Source organism: Vibrio sp. S12_S33 (genome assembly GCF_963889785.1).
Taxonomy (GTDB): Bacteria; Pseudomonadota; Gammaproteobacteria; order Enterobacterales; family Vibrionaceae; genus Vibrio; species Vibrio aestuarianus.
Map to the genome: position 1 here is coordinate 20645 of NZ_CAWPQZ010000037.1, position 16286 is coordinate 36930.

At 42.8% G+C, this 16286-nt stretch carries 20 protein-coding genes; 8 read left to right on the top strand and 12 right to left on the bottom strand.

Features of this window, described 5'->3' with window-relative positions; genetic code table 11:
- Nucleotides 1-126: 126 nt before the first annotated feature.
- The 9 genes from fliS to AACW06_RS14950 form a co-directional block, all read right to left on the bottom strand.
- Nucleotides 127-537, bottom strand: a complete 411-nt coding sequence (fliS, locus tag AACW06_RS14910; RefSeq protein ID WP_053311864.1) for a flagellar export chaperone FliS — start codon at nt 535-537, stop codon at nt 127-129.
- Nucleotides 538-547: 10 nt separating this feature from the next.
- Entirely contained in the window at nt 548-853 is a 306-nt protein-coding gene (locus tag AACW06_RS14915; protein ID WP_053311865.1) for a flagellar protein FliT, read from the bottom strand.
- 1 nt (nt 854) lies between these two features.
- On the bottom strand, nt 855-2837 hold the full coding sequence (gene fliD / locus AACW06_RS14920; protein WP_192075666.1) for a flagellar filament capping protein FliD: 1983 nt from the start codon (nt 2835-2837) through the stop codon (nt 855-857).
- 22 nt (nt 2838-2859) lie between these two features.
- Nucleotides 2860-3288: a flagellar protein FlaG gene (gene flaG / locus AACW06_RS14925; RefSeq protein ID WP_192075667.1), complete on the bottom strand. Its 429-nt coding sequence runs from the start codon at nt 3286-3288 to the stop codon at nt 2860-2862.
- Nucleotides 3289-3362: 74 nt separating this feature from the next.
- Complete coding sequence (locus AACW06_RS14930; protein WP_053311868.1) at nt 3363-4493, bottom strand: flagellin; 1131 nt, start codon at nt 4491-4493, stop codon at nt 3363-3365.
- Nucleotides 4494-4789: 296 nt separating this feature from the next.
- A complete protein-coding gene (locus tag AACW06_RS14935; protein ID WP_192075668.1) occupies nt 4790-5935 on the bottom strand; it encodes a flagellin in 1146 nt (381 codons plus the stop codon).
- A gap of 243 nt (nt 5936-6178) precedes the next feature.
- Complete coding sequence (locus AACW06_RS14940; RefSeq protein WP_192075669.1) at nt 6179-7312, bottom strand: flagellin; 1134 nt, start codon at nt 7310-7312, stop codon at nt 6179-6181.
- A gap of 142 nt (nt 7313-7454) precedes the next feature.
- The gene (locus tag AACW06_RS14945) at nt 7455-8357 is read right to left on the bottom strand and encodes a Dyp-type peroxidase (protein WP_192075670.1); all 903 of its coding nucleotides are present in this window, start codon (nt 8355-8357) and stop codon (nt 7455-7457) included.
- A 63-nt stretch (nt 8358-8420) separates the two neighbouring features.
- Nucleotides 8421-8885 carry a DUF2919 domain-containing protein gene (locus AACW06_RS14950; protein ID WP_192075671.1) on the bottom strand — a complete coding sequence of 155 codons (465 nt, stop codon included), beginning with the start codon at nt 8883-8885 and terminating at the stop codon, nt 8421-8423.
- Between the two features lie 364 nt (nt 8886-9249).
- Here AACW06_RS14950 and AACW06_RS14955 point away from each other — a divergent pair, with 364 nt between their 5' ends.
- Nucleotides 9250-9594 (top strand): DUF2956 domain-containing protein, encoded by a 345-nt coding sequence (locus AACW06_RS14955; protein ID WP_192075672.1) that lies wholly within the window; start codon nt 9250-9252, stop codon nt 9592-9594.
- A gap of 5 nt (nt 9595-9599) precedes the next feature.
- A complete protein-coding gene (locus AACW06_RS14960) occupies nt 9600-9932 on the top strand; it encodes a DUF4156 domain-containing protein (RefSeq protein ID WP_238336723.1) in 333 nt (110 codons plus the stop codon).
- Nucleotides 9933-9972: 40 nt separating this feature from the next.
- Here the strand turns inward: AACW06_RS14960 and AACW06_RS14965 are convergent, their stop codons facing one another.
- A complete protein-coding gene (locus AACW06_RS14965; RefSeq protein WP_053311875.1) occupies nt 9973-10260 on the bottom strand; it encodes a winged helix-turn-helix domain-containing protein in 288 nt (95 codons plus the stop codon).
- A gap of 203 nt (nt 10261-10463) precedes the next feature.
- On the opposite strand from AACW06_RS14965, the gene AACW06_RS14970 reads away from it, so the two are divergent.
- The 4 genes from AACW06_RS14970 to AACW06_RS14985 are packed head-to-tail and all read left to right on the top strand — an operon-like array spanning nt 10464 to nt 12823.
- Nucleotides 10464-10811, top strand: coding sequence for an ArsC family reductase (locus AACW06_RS14970; RefSeq protein WP_192075673.1), 348 nt, complete (start codon nt 10464-10466; stop codon nt 10809-10811).
- A 16-nt stretch (nt 10812-10827) separates the two neighbouring features.
- Nucleotides 10828-11961 carry a succinyl-diaminopimelate desuccinylase gene (gene dapE / locus AACW06_RS14975; protein ID WP_192075674.1) on the top strand — a complete coding sequence of 378 codons (1134 nt, stop codon included), beginning with the start codon at nt 10828-10830 and terminating at the stop codon, nt 11959-11961.
- Nucleotides 11962-11964: 3 nt separating this feature from the next.
- Nucleotides 11965-12648, top strand: coding sequence for a M15 family metallopeptidase (locus tag AACW06_RS14980; RefSeq protein WP_192075675.1), 684 nt, complete (start codon nt 11965-11967; stop codon nt 12646-12648).
- A 1-nt stretch (nt 12649) separates the two neighbouring features.
- Entirely contained in the window at nt 12650-12823 is a 174-nt protein-coding gene (locus AACW06_RS14985; protein WP_192075676.1) for a DUF2897 family protein, read from the top strand.
- A gap of 41 nt (nt 12824-12864) precedes the next feature.
- Here the strand turns inward: AACW06_RS14985 and bamC are convergent, their stop codons facing one another.
- Nucleotides 12865-13881, bottom strand: a complete 1017-nt coding sequence (gene bamC / locus AACW06_RS14990; protein WP_192075677.1) for an outer membrane protein assembly factor BamC — start codon at nt 13879-13881, stop codon at nt 12865-12867.
- Between the two features lie 52 nt (nt 13882-13933).
- Nucleotides 13934-14812: a 4-hydroxy-tetrahydrodipicolinate synthase gene (dapA, locus tag AACW06_RS14995; protein WP_192075678.1), complete on the bottom strand. Its 879-nt coding sequence runs from the start codon at nt 14810-14812 to the stop codon at nt 13934-13936.
- A gap of 283 nt (nt 14813-15095) precedes the next feature.
- On the opposite strand from dapA, the gene AACW06_RS15000 reads away from it, so the two are divergent.
- Nucleotides 15096-15638, top strand: a complete 543-nt coding sequence (locus tag AACW06_RS15000) for a glycine cleavage system protein R (protein WP_192075679.1) — start codon at nt 15096-15098, stop codon at nt 15636-15638.
- Between the two features lie 17 nt (nt 15639-15655).
- The gene (gene bcp / locus AACW06_RS15005; RefSeq protein WP_192075680.1) at nt 15656-16123 is read left to right on the top strand and encodes a thioredoxin-dependent thiol peroxidase; all 468 of its coding nucleotides are present in this window, start codon (nt 15656-15658) and stop codon (nt 16121-16123) included.
- The last annotated feature ends 163 nt before the right edge of the window (nt 16124-16286 follow it).

Sequence of the window (16286 nt, forward strand, 5' to 3'; positions counted from 1 at the left end):
TTCAGCAACAAAAAAAGCCATTAAGCTAGTAATGGCTTCTATTCTATGGAATAAAAAAAATAAGGCAACCAAGCAATGAGTTGCTGTGACATCAGTTAAAACTTTTAAAAATAACTCTTTAAAGTTTTATAACCCTACTTCCGAAGCGGTGAGATTGTGGTACTCAGCAGGAATCTGATCCCATGCTGATTTGATTTCACGAATAATATCTATCACATCATCTAAAGGCTGTGGATCATTGAGGTGGTTCGCTTCTGTGATCTGCGTGATCATAAATTCATAAAGTTGATCGAGATTTGAGGCAATATCACCACCATCGCTCATCGATAAACAGCTGCGTAAGCTAATGATAATGTCCAACGCTTTACCTAGACGCTCACCTTTCACGGGAATGTTACCTTGCAGCATAGCGGCCTTAGCTTGAATAAGACGCTCAATCGCCCCCGCCATTAACATCTGTACGACTTTATGCGGGGAGGCCGCACTGAGCTGGCTATCCACTGATACCTTTTTGTAAGCCTGTAAAGAACCACGCATAGTCTTCCTCTTATAAAAACTTTTTGTATTGCTGAACGGATTTATTACCGTGTCGGTATTTTTGAAGCGTTTTACCGATTTCTACCGTTTTTGACTGCATCAGTTCAACAAGGTGTTTGGTCTCATCAATAGCATTATGCCATTGCGCCGAATTTGCAAACTGTGGATTTTCTGACGCGTACATCAGTAGGTTCTGCAATATTCGTTCCCTTTTATCGACGAGATGATTAATTTCTTCAGTATTTATTTCTTCAATTGCAAGTATTGCTTTAATTTGGTGATCTAGATCACTTAGTGTGAGTAGTAACTGCTCCATATCAACCACCTAACGCATTCATCATACCAGCCAGTTGATTCTGCATTTTACTTGTTGCATCTTGCATCGCACTAAACTTGGAATGCGTTCGCTTCTCTAAACTGTCCATGCGGCGATCAAGTGCCGCTTGGTCATCCGCGATACGGTAATTACGTTCCACCAAACTTTTTTCACGAGTTCGTATTGAGCCAGTCACTCCCGTCATGCTTTGTATAGCATCCTCAACACGTTTAGCGAAACCTTGATTGCCACCAAAGAAATCACCTAACTTGTTGAAGTTATTATTGAGTTGACGATCTAACATGCTGTAGTTAATTTCGAGGGTACCTTGGCGGGTGGTCGTAATCCCAAACTCGGTTAGACTTTTTATCTCTTCAGGGGCTTGTTCTATTTTCGTTGAAAAAACAGTTCGAAGCCGCGAATCAGCACTCCGAACAATACTGTCACCTGCTAATGGACCCGCTTGCCCTGTTCTTGGGTCTACACCAGCAAGCTCCTGCGATACTTGATGAAACTGATTATACGCGGCAACAAATTGCTCTATATCATTACGAACACTCTGGCGATCATATTCCACACCAATTTCAGCGGGTGCTTTTCCTTGAGGGCTTTTGCCTTTCAGGGTGAGATCGACTCCTTCAATCGCATCTTCGATGACATTGTTGTTGCTCGAAAGCGTAGCTACACCATCTAAAACCACCATCGAGTCTTGGCTAGCTTGTACCTGAATCATGCCTTGATAAGCATCAAAAGAATCTTGCGCCGCTTTTAGGTCTGCTTCTGCTTGGTCGACTTTTTCTAAATAAGCACGCTCTTCTGGCTCAAGCTTGGCGCGCTCCATTTGTTTAGCTTGTTCGGGGGAAATCTCTCCACTTTGAATCGCCTTTGCAATGGCCGACTTTTCAGCGGCAAGTTGTTGCTCAAGTTTTGCTTGTGCTTCTTTAGGAGTAACGTAAGAGTCAACTAAAGTGCCAGAGGCAGTATTACTCCAACCAGGAATATCTGCAGACTTCTCTAACGCTTTCGCGTCGAGCTCTGGTTCCGGTTCGTAATAAGAGTCAAGCAAAGTACCAGACGCAGTTTCTGTCCAGCCAGGGATGCGTTCGGAAGGTTTGAGATATTTATTAGCTGCCACACCCACCGCAGCGGCTGTTTTTACCGCGCTATCGGACAGCTCGCCTACACTATCATCGGCAATACCCGCCGCCTGCTGCACCTCATTGACCATACTTTGGTCAACTTCACGCGCGGCTTCACCAATTTTTTCCGCAACTCTGGCCGCAATTTTTTGCTGGGCTGGTGTTAATGGGGAAATTATTTGTTGTGCGGCTGAACGGGCTTTTTCGAGATCTTTGACCCGCTCTTCAAGCGTTTTATATTCTAGGTTTTTAAGAGGGTTGCCAATTTCTGACTGAGCATTAATTTTAATGGCATTATCTTTACCAGAGAGGTTGGAAGCGACAATCAGGCGTGGGCCTTCGACATCGTTAATAATCGCCGCTCTAACACCCGGGTTGGTTTTACTACCATTGATGCCGCGTACAATATCAATCAGCTTAGAATTGGCTTGGACATCAATATCAAACCTCTTGTTACCAAGCGAAATCTGCAGCTTACCAGGGCCAAATTTTGCGTCTTTGTCTAATACATCCGACGCTACTTTATGACTCTGGGCAAGCTGCAACACATCGATAGCATATTTCCCGGCAATGGCATCCGTTGTTGCTGTCGCTGAGACGATATTTTCATCAGTCGTATCCACTTTTCGCAGAGCAAAAGCTTTCTCCTGACGAAAATTCGTCATTAGATTTTTCATCGTATCCAGCGACTCTTTGAGTCGGCCATAGGCACTAATACTGGCATCAATTTGGCCAAGCTCATTGTCGATACGTTGCTGCTTAGGTACGCGCTCCGCATTAACAATTTTGCTGACCAAGGAATTGATATCCATGCCAGTATTCATACCCATCGGGCCTAGACTCATTAATTCACCTCAAAAAATACGATTACACCTTGGTAACCAACAGACCAGAATTGTGGTCTCTTTGTCTAGCAAGGCTTCGCAACACCTCTAACATTTCTTCGTTCGGGATCTGGCGAATGATATCACCAGTACTGGCTTCGTAAATCGTTACCACATCCCGACCTGATTCTTCATCGACCCTAAACGCTAAGTCCTTATTGATAGAAGAGATAAAATCATTCATCTGCTCAATCATTTTGGCTCTTTCCGCTTTGTTGGTCTGCTCTCGCTGTTTTGCAAGCTCGATGACAGCCTCAACCGATTGGTTTTGCCTTTCCCTTAGCTGCTCAGAACGATTGACCTCATTTCTTTGCAAAGAAGTGCGTGTTGCACCATCGTTTTCTGAAGCAAATTTAATGCCACTTTGTGAGCCGTAAGGCTGGATGTTCGATGTGTAGGATGGTATTTCCATAACAATCTCCCTTCCACCTCATAGGTTAGCAGTGCAAGCACTACTTTCCTACTAAACTCCATTTAATCATTGGGTTAACCCAACAGACTAAGAGCTGCAGATGGTGACTGCTTCGCCTGTGCCAAAACCGAAGTACTCGCTTGTTGTAGAATTTGCGACTTCGTCATTTGGGTTGTTTCGCGCGCGTAGTCTGTATCTCTGATACGGCTACGAGAGGCGTTAACATTTTCATTGATGTTATCAAGGTTGCTGATCGCATGACCGAAACGGTTTTGGAACGCACCTAAAGAAGCACGTTGGCTATCAACCGCCTTCAATGCCCCATCAATCAATGCTACTGCTTGTTGCGAACCGCCAACCGTGGTGACATCAATATCTTTCACTGTCACGTCTTGGCCTGCACCAAAGCCGATCTCGGTACCAAGGTCACCACCAATCGTCACATCACCAGTTACTTTTTGCGTTGAAGCGAACAATTGTAGTTTGCCTTCTTCACCAACAGAAGCTTTGATATCACCATTTTGGCCGTTAATGTAAGTCGCTACTTCTTCTAAATCATCACCGACTTTGGCATCAATGCTGACGTTACGCGCCACACCTTGCTGGTCAGTATAGTCCAGAGTCAAGTTGGTTGCTGTACTCACTTGCCAGTCTGGTGCTTGGCCTGTTACAGCAACATAGCTTTTCCCGCCCATCTCTGCGGTGTCAGAGCGCATGTTGCCCATAGAAAGCATCACCGCTTCACCAGAATCCGCACCGATTTGGAAGGATTTATCACCAAATGAGCCGTTAAGCAGTTTATTACCACCAAACGAGGTCGTTTCTGCAATACGATTTAGCTCATCATTTAACGCAGATACCTCTTCCTGAATTGCTTGGCGCTCAGAGCGAGAGTTAGAACCGTTTGATGATTGTAGCGATAGATCGCGCATACGTTGCAAGATGTTGGTTGTTTCGTTCATTGCACCTTCCGCTGTCTGTGCAATAGAAATACCATCATTAGCGTTTTTTACCGCCATATCAAGGCCACGGCTTTGTGCGGTTAAACGATTAGAAATTTGCAGACCCGCCGCATCATCACGTGCACTATTGATTTTATAGCCGGATGATAGACGCTCCATCGATTTCTGAGTTCCGTCAGCAGCACTATTAAGATAGCGCTGTGCGGTCATTGCAGACACATTGGTGCTTACATTAATTGCCATGTTGATCTCCTTAGGCATTGTGTTGATGTACCTCAGTGTCTCTCACCTCACTTCGGTACACCTCATTTCTCTCGTATCCTTTAACGGCGAGAAATTTATATCCTTTAGAAAAAAATCAGCATTTTTTTTAAATTAATTCCATTCGATATTGAAGTGTGATCCGCATCCTAAATATCGTAAAACTAGGGTAATTCTAACTGGCATAAATTTACATGTGCGACTAGCGCAAAAAATCCAGCCAAAGCTGGATTTTTATTAGGTCAACATTCTATACCAAGAGAGTAAATCTCTGTTTATTAGCCTAGTAAGCTTAGGGCTGCTTGTGGCGCTTGTTTTGCTTGTGCCAGTACCGAGCTTGATGCTTGTGATAGAATTTGCGACTTAGTTAGTGCTGTTGTTTCTTTCGCAAAGTCAGTATCTTTGATTCGGCTCTTAGAGGCATTAACATTCTCATTAATGTTATCCAAGTTATTGATTGCGTGGTTGAAACGGTTTTGGAAAGCACCTAACTCTGCGCGGTGGCTATCCACATTTTTTAGCGCTGCATCTAGAATCGCAACTGACTCTTGTGAGCCACCAACGGTTGTTACATCAATGCTGTTCACCGTTACCGCTGTTGCGGTCGCTCCAGCTAAACCGATATCAGTAGCTAGAGCACCACTAAATGCAACCGTTGAAGTGTCAATGTCATTGCCATCAGCGAAAACTTGCAGTTTACCGTCTTCATCAACAGAGGCTTTAACCATATCGGTTTGACCATTGATGTAAGTCGCCAACTGCTCAATGTCATCACCTTCTTTTGCTACGATATTAATAGTTTGCGCAACACCTGCAGAGTCAGTTAAAGCAATACTGATATCGTTGCCTGACGTCGCGTCTACGGACCAGTCTTTATCTTTACCATTCGCAGCAATAAAGCTTGCACCACCCATAGCTTTGTCATCACTGCGCATATTGTTTAGCGTCAACATTACAGCTTCACCGTTATCGGCACCAATTTGGAACGATTTGGTTGCAAATGTACCGTTTAGTAGCTTGTTACCACCAAAAGAAGTAGTTTCTGCGATACGGTTTAATTCATCGTTTAGCGCTGTTACTTCTTCCTGAATCGCAACACGTTCAGATTTCGAGTTTGAGCCGTTTGCTGATTGTAGTGACAAGTCACGCATACGTTGCAGAATGTTGGTAGTTTCATTCATTGCACCTTCAGCAGTTTGTGCAATAGAAATACCGTCATTCGCATTGCGTACTGCTACATCAAGACCGCGACTTTGTACATTCAAGCGGTTCGAAATTTGTAGGCCCGCAGCATCATCTTTCGCGCTGTTGATTTTAAAGCCAGAAGATAGACGTTCCATTGATGTTTGTTGTGCGTTGCTAGCGCTGTTTAGGTAACGCTGTGCTGTCATTGCTGATACGTTGGTATTTACATTTACTGCCATGGTAATTACTCCAATTGATTTTCCGATAGTTCCGGTTTCCGATAATTCGGAAAACCAAGTAGTTATCTCAAAGTTACTATTAATAACGGCGCTATTTTCCAAACCTTGAGTAATTTTTTTGTTTTTTTGAAAAAAAACACTGTTGAAGAACTAAATGTGACGAAAAGACAAAAAAATGCGGAAAAGTACATTTTTTTGCTAAAGCTTTAAGATGGAATGTCGATAAAGCTTTCTTTTTTACCTTTAGCTGAGCAAGGTGAGCGCTAGGTTCGGCTGTTTTTTAGCCTGAGCGAGAATAGATGTACTGACTTGCTGAAGAATTTGCTGCTTTATCATTTGCGTTGTTTCTTTCGCATAGTCGGCATCTTTAATGCGACTATTAGATGAAGCCAGATTTTCATGCACGTTATCAAGGTTATTAATGGCGTGGCCAAAACGATTTTGTAACGCTCCTAATTCCGCGCGATGACTATCGACATACTGCAGTGCAGTGTCTATCACGGATACTGCTCTCTGAGCACCGCCCACATCAGTAATATTAAGATTATTAACCGTTTCATACCCGGCTAAGTTCAGTTGCAACTGGTTGGCTAGGCTTCCCTTGAATTCAATGGTTCCTGCTGTTTCTTTTCCAGCCATGAAAACTTGCAACTGCCCTTCTCCATTAACCGATGCCGATACGCTATCAGTTTGACCGTTGATATATGTGGCAAGCTCTTCAATGTCGTCACCCACATTGGCCTTAATTTGAATACTTTCTTGCTTACCTTGTGCATCGGTATAACTCACCACCAGTTGGTTATTGCCTTGGGTTACCTTCCAATCACTATCAGCCTTAGCAGTGGCAATATAACTAAAGCCCCCCATCTCAATTCCATCGGAACGCAGATTTTTCAAAGAGACTTGAACGGCTTCACCTGAGCTTGCACCAATTTGAAATGCCGATTGACCAAATGAACCATTAAGCAACTTTCGCCCACCAAAAGAGGTAGTTTCAGCTATTCGGTTCAATTCATCATTCAAAGCGCCCATTTCCTCCTGTAAAGCTTGCCTGTCTGCTTTACTATTTGCGCCATTGGCCGATTGCAAAGAGAGATCACGCATGCGTTGTAACAAATTAGTGGTTTCTTGCATTGCGCCTTCAGCGGTTTGCATGATCGAAATACCATCATTAGCATTACGTACAGCAACGTCTAATCCACGCATCTGAGATTCAAGGCGGTTCGATATCTGTAGGCCTGCAGCGTCATCTTTTGCTCCATTAATACGCCTCCCTGAAGCGAGACGCTCCAGAGATTGATTCAACAGGTTGCTTGCTGAGCTCAAGTGACGCTGTGCAACAAGTGCTGAAACATTGGTATTAACCGTAATGGCCATAGTCAGTCCGCAATAGAAATAGAATTACTTCTTTATCGGACAAGTGATGGTTTTCTTTAATCGAAATGAGAGGAAAGGAAAAACAGAGCCTGTGGCTCTGTTTTCTAAATAAATAGACAGGCTCAATAAAGAACATATGTGTTTATTTCAGCTCAAGACTCTGCAACATATCGGCTGAAGGTGCGAAGAAGTAAGCGCCTGTCACTGCCTGGGTAAAACGCAGCAGCTGATCGGTTTTACCATCCGCTACTCCATACATACTGTCTAACATCGCCTTGAAATTATGCAGCGTATTGCAATAAGCAATGAACAATAAACCGTGCTCACCACTGACACTACCGTATGGCAAGCTATGACGAACAATTTTTAATCCTTTGCCTTCTTCTTTAAGATCGACTCGACCAACATGCGAAGCCGCAGGGACATTGTCAAGTTCAACTGAGTCGGCTTTAGTTCGCCCAATCACTTTCTCTTGTGCTGCAACATTCAAACGATTCCATGCAGGCAAACGATGAACAAAACGTTGCAGCATGACATAACTACCACCCACCAATTCGCCTTGCTCAATAATGGCCACTTCTTTGCGTCTCTCATCTTTCGGATTTTCTGTTCCATCAATGAAATCAGTCATATCACGGGAATCTAAATAACGAAAGCCGTAAGTTTCATCAACAACCGTAGCGTTATCAGCGATTGGTGTCATGAATTTACGTAACAGATAAAACAGCAGATCGTGACGCTGAGAGTGGCAATGAATCAGTACATCAACATCTGTACTAGGCGCCACGGTATCGCCTTCACCAAGTACTGCGAAATCGTCCAACTCTTCTGGCATGGTTTGATTTACGTTTTGCCAAAAGGCTTTAGTAAATGCAATTGAAATGGTTAATGCCGATTCAGGTTGGTTCTGATTAATCTCATCAACCAAACTCGGTAGCGCTTTAAGTTGAGAAAGAACTTGAGCATGATTTTGGTTAATTTTTAAAAGGCTATACAGCGCAAACGGACCTGCTTCAGGCAAGATCGCTGTTTGAGGTTGTGACATAAGAAATCCTCGCTTATTTTTTGCTCAGTGTAATGCAGTTGTTGAGTTTAATATTGATGTTGATCACTGCTTGTCTAATGGTGGAATCGAAAAACAGTCTCGCACACTTTTACTATTAATAAGGTACAAACCAAACCACAGTAATATTAACAACGTGCTAGCATTTGCCCAATTGAAGAGCCCCTGCTCTAAATAGATATGATAAAATGTTTGAGTAAACTGCAGTACGATCATAACCAACGTTATAAGTTTGCCACGACGAACAATCTGATTAACCCATGCTCGCTCTGGGCTACGCAACCCCACCAACCACATCATGATGATACTTGGTAAACCCATTGCTAAGCCTAGATAAAGCATCGAATGATCCGGGTAGACAATATCTAAAATTTTTGAGCCACTTTCTCTACTGGCCCCAGCGACCACAAACACAACCCATGCTTTGGCTAAAAATAACCAACCAAGCCAAATAAGTTTAGGCGCTCTCAAAAAGCCATGTTGGTCATACTGGTCTAACGCGTAACGCATCACTATTATACTCTACAAAAATAGGATTTAAAAAATTGCTTTCTATCAAAATCACCAAACTTTAACGTATGGATTTGAAATAGCGAGTTTATTGATTTTCTTCTTATTCCAGCTCTACTCTATATCCAAACCACTTGAAGTTGCAGGTAGGCGGCAAGTGAGTTCATCCCTATGAACATAGATAAACTATGTGATTGGGGTGAGCAAACGTAACCAACACAGCTGCAACTTCAAGTCGGAAGGGTATACAACTCTCCATGGCTGAACCCCACCCGTCACAAATGCATCTTTATCACGTCGTCAACGTGAAGTATGCTCGTGAGAATGTTACGCTAATTGTCTGTCCATTTTGCCTATTTCTACTATGCATAATAAAAAAATTGTACCGTCAGAACAAACTCAACAAGAAGCGATGAAAGTTGCTTTGGCCACTCAAAAACCAGGACAAACCAAAGAACAAACCAAGTTAATCGCTCAAGGCATTGAGAAAGGTATCGCTTTATATAAAAAACAACACAAGGAAAAGCATCGCCAAATCGACAAAGCCAAAAAGAAAGCACAACAGCGAAAACCATCATTATCGATTGGGCCAGCGCCTACCGTAGCAGATCGCGACATGCCAGAAACCGTCAATGACCCATTAAAATGGTTGCCTTGGGGGTTGCTGATCATTAGCTGGCTCGGTTTTATTATCTATATAATTCGCTAGGATGCATGATGAGAATATTACTAATTACCTTGCTCGCGGCATTTATTGTTGGTTGCACAACGCCTAACCATCAATTATTAGATAACGCACAACAGGTGCATATTAGAATGGATTCTGGGTTTAATGCCACTCAATGTGAATGGCTTGGAGAGGCAACTGGCACTGAAGGATCGTGGTACAGCTCATGGCTATATCCTAACGATATCCTTATCGCTGGTGCTATCTCTGACTTAAAAAATCGTGCCTATCAATTAGGAGGAGATACCATCTTTGTCGCGGTTCTTCATCATTTTCAAACATCTGTAACTCTGTTCGGTAGCGTCTACCGCTGCTACTAAACCTGAGAGTAAACAAAAGAAAAAGCCAGCAAACGCTGGCTTATGCACTAAATCCAAGGCTAATCGCAATATCACTATGACGATCTAACACCCATTGACTATCAAACGGCCCCCAATCGGACAGTTGATAGTAACCGTCATTGTGACGTCTCCCATCTTGAACGAACATCAGTTCAATCCCTATCCCCGGCAGCGCTTTCAGTACATCTTGAATAGTACGTCGAGGCCAGCCCGTTTTCTCGATGAGTTTGGGTACATTTGGTCTTTCAAGGCTTTCTACTAACAAAGCTAAGTACAGTCGCCTTGCAAAAACAGGACTCAATTCCATTGACACCTCCTATAACTGTGCAACTTCATTATTTCTTTTTTTGTATAAAGAATGTTGCGTTCGATCAATAACTGTCCAATAGTCACCGATGGAAGCACTATTTTTTTTAGCTATGAAATAAAACTATCTCTATTTTGTAAGGTAACGCGCTTCCTGATAGGATTTGGCAAACACAAAAATAAACGCGCTCAACAAGGATTTTTATGACCATTATCATGTATGGCATCCCAAACTGCGACACCATAAAAAAAGCAAAAAAATGGTTAGATAACGCCACTATTGATTATCAGTTCCACGATTATCGCATGCAAGGGATCACCCCTGAATTAGTCAACCAATTTTGCCAAGCACTGGGCTGGGAAGTGGTTGTGAACAAACGTGGTACGACGTTCCGTCAACTATCGGCCTTGCAAAAGGAAGCTCTTAATGCAGAAACGGCGGTTGATTTATTAGTTGAAAACCCTGCCATGATTAAACGACCCATTTTAATGGTAGATAATCAATATTATATTGGCTTTAAAGCTGAACAATACGCTTCTATTTTTTCTTAATACAAGGATTTCAAGGATGACAGATAGCCCTGTACTGGCTCTCGCAAAAGACCTCATTAGCCGTAAGTCAGTGACTCCCGAAGATGCCGGTTGCCAAGAGGTAATGATTGAACGCCTCCAAGCTCTCGGTTTTACCGTAGAGATGATGGTGTTTGAAGATACGACAAATTTCTGGGCACGCCGTGGGACTCAATCACCACTGTTTGCCTTCGCGGGTCACACTGATGTGGTTCCTGCTGGCCCTCTAACTCAATGGCGAACGCCACCATTTGAACCTACTGTCATTGATGGCCATCTACATGGTCGTGGCGCTGCAGATATGAAAGGTTCTTTGGCCTGCATGGTTGTGGCTGTCGAACGCTTTATTGCTCAATACCCAGACCATCAAGGCTCAATTGCTTTTTTGATCACATCCGATGAAGAAGGCCCATTTATCAATGGCACCACACGAGTCGTCGATACATTAATGACACGTAATGAAAAAATTGACATGTGTATCGTAGGTGAGCCTTCAAGTACATTAAGCGTGGGTGATGTGGTCAAAAATGGTCGCCGTGGATCGATTACAGGAGACTTGCGCATTAAAGGCATGCAAGGTCATGTTGCTTATCCCCATTTAGCAAATAACCCTATCCACCAATCGTTACCAGCATTAGCGGAACTCGCGGCAACGAAATGGGATGAAGGTAACGCCTATTTCCCACCCACCAGCTTTCAAATACCGAATTTACATTCCGGAACTGGGGCATCAAATGTGATCCCAGGAGAGTTTGATGTGCAATTTAACTTTCGCTTTAGCACTGAATTAACCGATCAAGAAATTAAACGACGCGTACATTCTACCTTAGACGCGCACGGTTTAGATTACGAGTTGGAGTGGACTCTTAGCGGCCAACCGTTTTTAACCGATGCTGGGACTCTACTTGATGCCGTGGTTAAAGCGGTTGATGAAGTTAACCACAAAACACCAGAGCTACTAACGACTGGCGGTACATCTGATGGACGCTTTATCGCTCAAATGGGTGCGCAAGTGGTCGAGCTTGGACCTGTAAATGCGACCATTCATAAAGTAAACGAGTGCGTCAGTGTTGCCGATCTTGAAAAACTCACCGACATGTACCAAAAGACACTTGAAAATATATTGGCCTAACCGATGACCCCCAAACAGCTAACGGGACAAACCGACACTCATCTTGAAAGTGTTATGGTTGGGAAAAAAGCGTTCTTGGTCCACCCTCTGGTGATCCAAGATTTGCTTGCCCTCAAGCAAGCGGCCGATGACGCGGGTTTTAATTTTAACATTACCAGTGGCTTTCGCGATTTTGAACGTCAGCTCGACATATGGAATCGTAAAATGTCAGGTCAAGCTGAAGTATTAGGTGACGACAGCACCCCGCTAAATCTGGACTCACTAACTGAAGAGCAAAAGGTATTTGCAATTTTACGCTGGTCGGCATTACCAGGCGGCAGTCGCCATCATTGGGGAACTGACTTTGATGTCTTTGATCGCAGTGCCTTACCTACAGGTATGACCCTAAAATTAGAACCGAGGGAATATTTGACAGGTCATCAAGCTCATTTTTATCAATGGCTGGCAGTACACCTCGCTGAATTTGGTTTCTTTTTTCCTTACCAAAAAGATAAAGGTGGCGTAGCGTGTGAGCCTTGGCATATTAGCCATAGAACTACGGCTCAAGTCTGTCTTGAACAACTGACTTGCGAACAATTAGCCAAACAACTCGATCAAGCCCCTCTTTTGGGTAAACAGGCAGTGCAAGCACACTTAACTCAGGTCTACAATCAATACATCACTAATATCAGCCAACCAGAGTTCTAATATGGAATTTATCACCAACCCTTGGGTTATAAGCATTGTTATCTTAGCGGTTTTTGTCGGCAATATTGCAGCACTAAAATACACCGCCAAAATGAAGTTTGGCCAGATGGATAAAAAAAGTGATTTAGATAAATTAAATGAGATGGATAAAGACAAAAAAACCGATTCAGAATAGAAATAAAGGGACTTTCGTCCCTTTATTTTTACCTGATATGACTACCGCTCAACAATAGCAGACAGCATCGGCACCATATCTTTGAGTAACGCTTCCTCTACCGGTTTACCGACTGAGTTAGTTATATTGATCGAAGTTCGGTTGCCTAAATCGCCAAATAAGAAAGTATAGGTGCCATCTTTGAGTTCGATCGGCTTAACCCCGATCCCTTCCCAGAAGACATCATCAGATGCTGCATATTTTGCTTTAATCGTACCTTGAGACTGGTTACGCTCTTCTAATGTAAAACCCATCTTTGGCAATAAGTCAGGCAAACGTTGCCACAGTACATCGTAGGATGTACGCGCAATAATCACAGGGAAACCACTGCGGTCTGTCCCCATAGTGATTGGGATTTGTTTCACTAATTCTTGAGCCTTACGCGCCGCTTCTTCACGTAGGTCGGTGTCATAGCGAGAAGTCACCAAATTGGTCATAAAGGCATTATAGCGCTCTTTATTTGTCATGCTGACAGGGAGCTCTTTGCCATCTTCACGCCAATCAATCAGTGATATTTTAAAACCAAAACGGTTATTCGCCTCGATACGTGAAATCAGATAGCGGCTACCCAGTTCAACCACTTCATCTTCAGAAGTCCAACTAACCCAATCAGTCTCTAAAACAGTATCAGTTTGAGAAACGATACCAATATTTCGTTCATCCAACATGGTAAGTGCTGTTTGCCACACCTTTTTCGCTTCATCTTGCCTAATCAACCATAAAGTGACTTCACCATTTTGGCGTTCAACGCGAGCTCCGGGGATCAACTCTAGTACCTGTTGAGGCGGACGAATATCAACAATAGATCCAACCCCTCCTGAAAAATCACCATTAGGGATCTCATAATTAGGATAAAACTGTGGTGTTGCACCTTGAGGTAGTTGCCATTCTTTCAGCGCTGGGGTTTCTAAATATTCGAAATCATCTTTAGCTTGGCGGCGCTGAGACGCTCCACCAGAACATGCGCTTAAAACAAAAACAGCTAGTGAACTGATAACTAGCTGATGGGTAAATTTCATTCAAACTCCTAGACTGCCGAGGACAAATACCTCGGCACAATATTGAATAGTTTTAATAGATACAAGCTTCCGTCATGGCTTGGGCAACAGTTGGTCGCGCTTGTTCAGACAGTTCTGTCAAAGGTAGACGTAGATCACCATTTATGATCAATCCTAATTTATGCGCTGCCCACTTTACTGGAATTGGGCTTGATTCAACAAATAAACCTTTGTGTAATGGCATCAATCGTTGGTTAATGATTTCCGCTTCGTCAAATTTACCAGCTAACGCCAAATGCATCATTTTAGCCATATCTTCGGCTGCAATGTTATTCGTAACAGAAATCACACCTTGACCACCAAGCTTCACGAATTCTAACCCAGTAGCATCATCACCACTTAGTAAAACAAAGTCATTACCACAGAGCTCTCGGTGTAATGCGACTCGGCTTAAATCACCTGTTGCATCTTTTAGTGCAACGATGTTACTGATTTCCGCAAGGCGAGCAACCGTTTCTGGATGCAAATCAACAGCCGTTCGACCCGGTACATTATAAAGAATTTGTGGAATATCGGTTTCTTGAGAAATCGCTTTATAGTGTTGAAACAGACCTTCTTGAGTGGGTTTATTGTAATAAGGAGTGACGCTTAAGCACCCTGCAATACCAATGTTATTCAGCAAACGACTAAAAGTGATCGATTCATGCGTTGCGTTAGCACCAGTGCCCGCAATCACAGGAATTCTACCTTCAGAAAACTCAACAGTTTTCGCAACAACCTTGACATGCTCTTCAACGGTTAGCGTGGCTGATTCACCTGTTGTTCCTACAGCAACAATCGCATCTGTTCCTGCCGCCACGTGGAAATCCACAAGCTTTTTCAGACTAACAAAATCTACCTCACCATCATGATTAAACGGTGTAATTAACGCTACGATACTTCCTGAAAACATGTCCATCTCCCTAAATTGTTACTTTCTGCATGGTACTGTAAGGCGCTTGAAAAACACAAGGGATTAAATACGCTTAATCAGTCCATTTGGGTGAATATTTATCAGATATTAGACGTCTAGCAAAGAACATCTTGAAAGAGCGAACCTTATAGCGCAGCGCAATAAGCAGATGTCAACAGTAGGTCATTTTCAATAAAAGAACGTTTAAAAAGGCAATTAATCACCATTTTTCTATAATTTAACTGTGATACCATGCCCAAAATGATAAAAGTGAAGCGATATTATGAATCAACACCTAGTGATCACAGCCGTAGGTACAGACCGCCCCGGAATCTGTAATGAAATCGTACGATTAGTCACCCAGTCAGGTGGTAATATCATTGATAGCAGAATTGCACTTTTCGGCAAAGAATTTACGCTCATTATGTTGGTGTCTGGCAGCACCAGTAATATAACGCGTGTAGAAACAACACTGCCATTATTAGGCCAGCAACATGATCTGATCACCATCATGAAACGTACATCTCCCCATGACTATCAAAATAATGCCTATACCCTCGAAGTGTTTGTTGAATCAGAAGATAAAGTCGGTCTCACGGAAAAATTCACCCAATTCTTTGCAGAACGTGGGATTGGTATGGCATCACTGAGCGCACAAACAATCAGTAAGTCGAAATTGCATCTCGATCATGACCAATTTCATATTGCGATTACTGCTAGTGTCGATTCAGAATGTAACTTGATGCACCTTCAAGAAGAGTTTGACAGTTTATGCACCAGTCTTAATGTACAAGGTTCTCTTAACTTTATAAAAAATAGCCAATAAAATAAAAAGGAAGAACAATGAAAACGCTCACAGTAGGCACACCAGCACCAGCCTTCTCACTTCTAGATCAAGATGGAAATACCGTATCCCTTGCGGATTTTTCAGGTAAAAAAGTGTTGTTTTATTTTTATCCAAAAGCAATGACACCAGGCTGCACCGTTCAAGCGCAAGGGCTTCGTGATGTTAAACTTGAATTAGATGCTCACAATGTAGTGATATTAGGTGTGAGTGTTGACCCAGTTAAACGACTAGGGAAGTTTATTGAGCGTGACAATTTGAATTTCACACTACTATCAGATGAAGACCATGCCGTTGCTGAACAATTTGGAGTATGGGGAGAAAAGAAGTTTATGGGAAAAGTCTACGATGGACTACATCGCATCAGTTTCTTAATTAATGAACAAGGCACTATTGAGCACGTTTTCGATAAATTCAAAACCAAAGATCACCATGAAGTAGTCTTAGCTTATTTGAATGGACAGTAGTCACTCACTGTAGTAATGAACGTAAAAATGCCAGTCGAGGGTGTCCTGAATTCTGTGTAACTGTCTAAACTTAAGCCTTAAATGCTAAGGATGGACAATATGGATAAGAAAGCACTCGAAGCTTTTGCTCGTGAAGCAGCAAAGTCAATTAAGACAGAATCTG

Coding starts and splice junctions, on each gene's coding strand:
- AACW06_RS15000 (WP_192075679.1), top strand. CDS start 15,096: ATGAATCAACACCTAGTGATCACAGCCGTAGGTACAGACCGCCCCGGA.
- AACW06_RS14950 (WP_192075671.1), bottom strand. CDS start 8,885: ATGCGTTACGCGTTAGACCAGTATGACCAACATGGCTTTTTGAGAGCG.
- AACW06_RS14935 (WP_192075668.1), bottom strand. CDS start 5,935: ATGGCAGTAAATGTAAATACCAACGTATCAGCAATGACAGCACAGCGT.
- bcp (WP_192075680.1), top strand. CDS start 15,656: ATGAAAACGCTCACAGTAGGCACACCAGCACCAGCCTTCTCACTTCTA.
- AACW06_RS14970 (WP_192075673.1), top strand. CDS start 10,464: ATGACCATTATCATGTATGGCATCCCAAACTGCGACACCATAAAAAAA.
- AACW06_RS14945 (WP_192075670.1), bottom strand. CDS start 8,357: ATGTCACAACCTCAAACAGCGATCTTGCCTGAAGCAGGTCCGTTTGCG.
- flaG (WP_192075667.1), bottom strand. CDS start 3,288: ATGGAAATACCATCCTACACATCGAACATCCAGCCTTACGGCTCACAA.
- fliS (WP_053311864.1), bottom strand. CDS start 537: ATGCGTGGTTCTTTACAGGCTTACAAAAAGGTATCAGTGGATAGCCAG.
- fliD (WP_192075666.1), bottom strand. CDS start 2,837: ATGAGTCTAGGCCCGATGGGTATGAATACTGGCATGGATATCAATTCC.
- AACW06_RS14955 (WP_192075672.1), top strand. CDS start 9,250: ATGCATAATAAAAAAATTGTACCGTCAGAACAAACTCAACAAGAAGCG.
- AACW06_RS14985 (WP_192075676.1), top strand. CDS start 12,650: ATGGAATTTATCACCAACCCTTGGGTTATAAGCATTGTTATCTTAGCG.
- dapE (WP_192075674.1), top strand. CDS start 10,828: ATGACAGATAGCCCTGTACTGGCTCTCGCAAAAGACCTCATTAGCCGT.
- bamC (WP_192075677.1), bottom strand. CDS start 13,881: ATGAAATTTACCCATCAGCTAGTTATCAGTTCACTAGCTGTTTTTGTT.
- AACW06_RS14915 (WP_053311865.1), bottom strand. CDS start 853: ATGGAGCAGTTACTACTCACACTAAGTGATCTAGATCACCAAATTAAA.
- AACW06_RS14940 (WP_192075669.1), bottom strand. CDS start 7,312: ATGGCCATTACGGTTAATACCAATGTTTCAGCACTTGTTGCACAGCGT.
- AACW06_RS14960 (WP_238336723.1), top strand. CDS start 9,600: ATGATGAGAATATTACTAATTACCTTGCTCGCGGCATTTATTGTTGGT.
- dapA (WP_192075678.1), bottom strand. CDS start 14,812: ATGTTTTCAGGAAGTATCGTAGCGTTAATTACACCGTTTAATCATGAT.
- AACW06_RS14965 (WP_053311875.1), bottom strand. CDS start 10,260: ATGGAATTGAGTCCTGTTTTTGCAAGGCGACTGTACTTAGCTTTGTTA.
- AACW06_RS14980 (WP_192075675.1), top strand. CDS start 11,965: ATGACCCCCAAACAGCTAACGGGACAAACCGACACTCATCTTGAAAGT.
- AACW06_RS14930 (WP_053311868.1), bottom strand. CDS start 4,493: ATGGCAATTAATGTAAGCACCAATGTGTCTGCAATGACCGCACAGCGC.